The sequence below is a fragment of the Mesorhizobium sp. M0243 genome (assembly GCF_040321775.1).
Lineage (GTDB): Bacteria > Pseudomonadota > Alphaproteobacteria > Rhizobiales > Rhizobiaceae > Mesorhizobium.
This window is the reverse complement of record NZ_JAMYSF010000059.1, coordinates 1-2500: the sequence shown is the minus strand read 5'-3', so window position 1 is coordinate 2500 and position 2500 is coordinate 1. Positions and strand designations below refer to the sequence as shown.

The window sequence follows — 2500 nt, the reverse complement described above, 5'->3', positions numbered from 1 at the left end:
TGGGAGTACTAGTCGGCAGACACACGGCGGGTGCTAACGTCCGTCGTGAAAAGGGAAACAACCCTGACCTACAGCTAAGGTCCCCAAGTTATGGCTAAGTGGGAAAGGATGTGAGGATCCCAAAACAACCAGGATGTTGGCTTAGAAGCAGCCATCATTTAAAGAAAGCGTAACAGCTCACTGGTCTAAATAAGGGTCTTTGCGCCGAAAATGTAACGGGGCTAAAGCCATACACCGAAGCTTAGGGTTTGGTCCGCAAGGGCCAAGCGGTAGCGGAGCGTTCTGTAAGCTGATGAAGCCATACCCGTGAGGGGTGGTGGAGGTATCAGAAGTGCGAATGCTGACATGAGTAACGTAAGGGGAGTGAGAGACTCCCCCGCCGAAAGACCAAGGGTTCCTGCTTAAAGCTAATCTGAGCAGGGTTAGCCGGCCCCTAAGACGAGGCGGAAACGCGTAGTCGATGGGAACCACGTTAATATTCGTGGGCTTGGAGGTAGTGACGGATCATTGAGGTAGTCCAATCTTATCGGATTGAACGGGCTGCTGCGTGGTTCCAGGAAATAGCTCCTCCTTATAAACCGTACCCGAAACCGACACTGGTGGTCTGGTAGAGTATACCAAGGCGCTTGAGAGAACTATGCTGAAGGAACTCGGCAAATTGCACGCGTAACTTCGGAAGAAGCGTGACCCTTTTCTACGCAAGTAGAGGAGGGTGGCACAGACCAGGGGGTAGCGACTGTTTATCAAAAACACAGGGCTCTGCGAAGTCGCAAGACGACGTATAGGGTCTGACGCCTGCCCGGTGCTGGAAGGTTAAGAGGAGGGGTGCAAGCTCTGAATCGAAGCCCCAGTAAACGGCGGCCGTAACTATAACGGTCCTAAGGTAGCGAAATTCCTTGTCGGGTAAGTTCCGACCTGCACGAATGGCGTAACGACTTCCCCGCTGTCTCCAGCATAGACTCAGTGAAATTGAATTCCCCGTGAAGATGCGGGGTTCCTGCGGTTAGACGGAAAGACCCCGTGCACCTTTACTATAGCTTTACATTGGCATTCGTAGTGGCATGTGTAGGATAGGTGGTAGGCTTTGAAACCTGGGCGCCAGCTCAGGTGGAGCCACCCTTGAAATACCACCCTTATTACTATGGATGTCTAACCGCGGCCCGTTATCCGGGTCCGGGACAATGTATGGTGGGTAGTTTGACTGGGGCGGTCGCCTCCTAAAGAGTAACGGAGGCGCGCGATGGTGGGCTCAGAACGGTCGGAAATCGTTCGCTGAGTGCAATGGCATAAGCCTGCCTGACTGCGAGACTGACAAGTCGAGCAGAGACGAAAGTCGGTCATAGTGATCCGGTGGTCCCGCGTGGAAGGGCCATCGCTCAACGGATAAAAGGTACGCCGGGGATAACAGGCTGATGACCCCCAAGAGTCCATATCGACGGGGTTGTTTGGCACCTCGATGTCGACTCATCGCATCCTGGGGCTGGAGCAGGTCCCAAGGGTATGGCTGTTCGCCATTTAAAGCGGTACGTGAGTTGGGTTCAGAACGTCGTGAGACAGTTCGGTCCCTATCTGCCGTGGGTGTAGGAATATTGAAAGGATCTGTCCCTAGTACGAGAGGACCGGGATGGACGGATCTCTGGTGGACCTGTTGTGGCGCCAGCCGCATAGCAGGGTAGCTATATCCGGACGGGATAACCGCTGAAGGCATCTAAGCGGGAAACCCACCTTAAAACGAGTATTCCCTGAGAACCGTGGAAGACGACCACGTTGATAGGCCGGGTGTGGAAGAGCGGCAACGCTTGAAGCTTACCGGTACTAATAGTTCGATCGGCTTGATCGTTCTCATTCCTTATGCTCATCTGACAAAGTCAGATGTTCTCACTCACGCTTGTTCCGCCCTGCGGGCGGCGCTACGTGGGTGCGGCGCATCAGCGCCGACGGTCGGTCGACCTTGCGAAGCTTCGCTTCGAAAGGCGTCAGGATCCAAAGAACTGTAAAGGCACAAAAAGACCAGCGAACAGCTCAGAGAAAGCAGCAAATAGGGTCCCTATTCGCTACTCACTATTGGCTATTCGCTCAAAAAAGCTTCTCGAACAACGTGCGTTTTGCCGACCTGGTGGTTATGGCGGAGCGGCTGCACCCGATCCCATTCCGAACTCGGCCGTGAAACGCTCCAGCGCTGATGGTACTTCGTCTCAAGACGCGGGAGAGTAGGTCGCTGCCAGGTCTGCTAAACGCACGTTGATCTCACATCCAAATCGGATGTGAGAGAAATCTTCTCTTTATGAAATGGCCCGCCAAGGGATCACGGGCCGCGTAAGCGGCCCTTTCATTTGGTCAGCCATATACCTATCTGTAGGCCTCGGCTTACACAAAAAAGCAAGCAAGCGCTTGCTTAGGGACGCAAGCAAACGCTTGCTAAGGGAATGCAAGCAAACGCTTGCTTAGGGAATGCAAGCAAACGCTTGCTTAGGGAATGCAAGCAAACGCTTGCTTAGGG

At 53.8% G+C, this 2500-nt stretch carries 2 rRNA genes (1 of these 2 cut by a window edge); both read left to right on the top strand.

Annotation, left to right across the window (positions count from 1 at the left end):
- Window positions 1–1840, top strand: a 23S ribosomal RNA gene (locus tag NKJ11_RS33435) (it extends 982 nt beyond the left edge of the window).
- A 272-nt stretch (window positions 1841–2112) separates the two neighbouring features.
- Window positions 2113–2227, top strand: a 5S ribosomal RNA gene (rrf, locus tag NKJ11_RS33430).
- The last annotated feature ends 273 nt before the right edge of the window (window positions 2228–2500 follow it).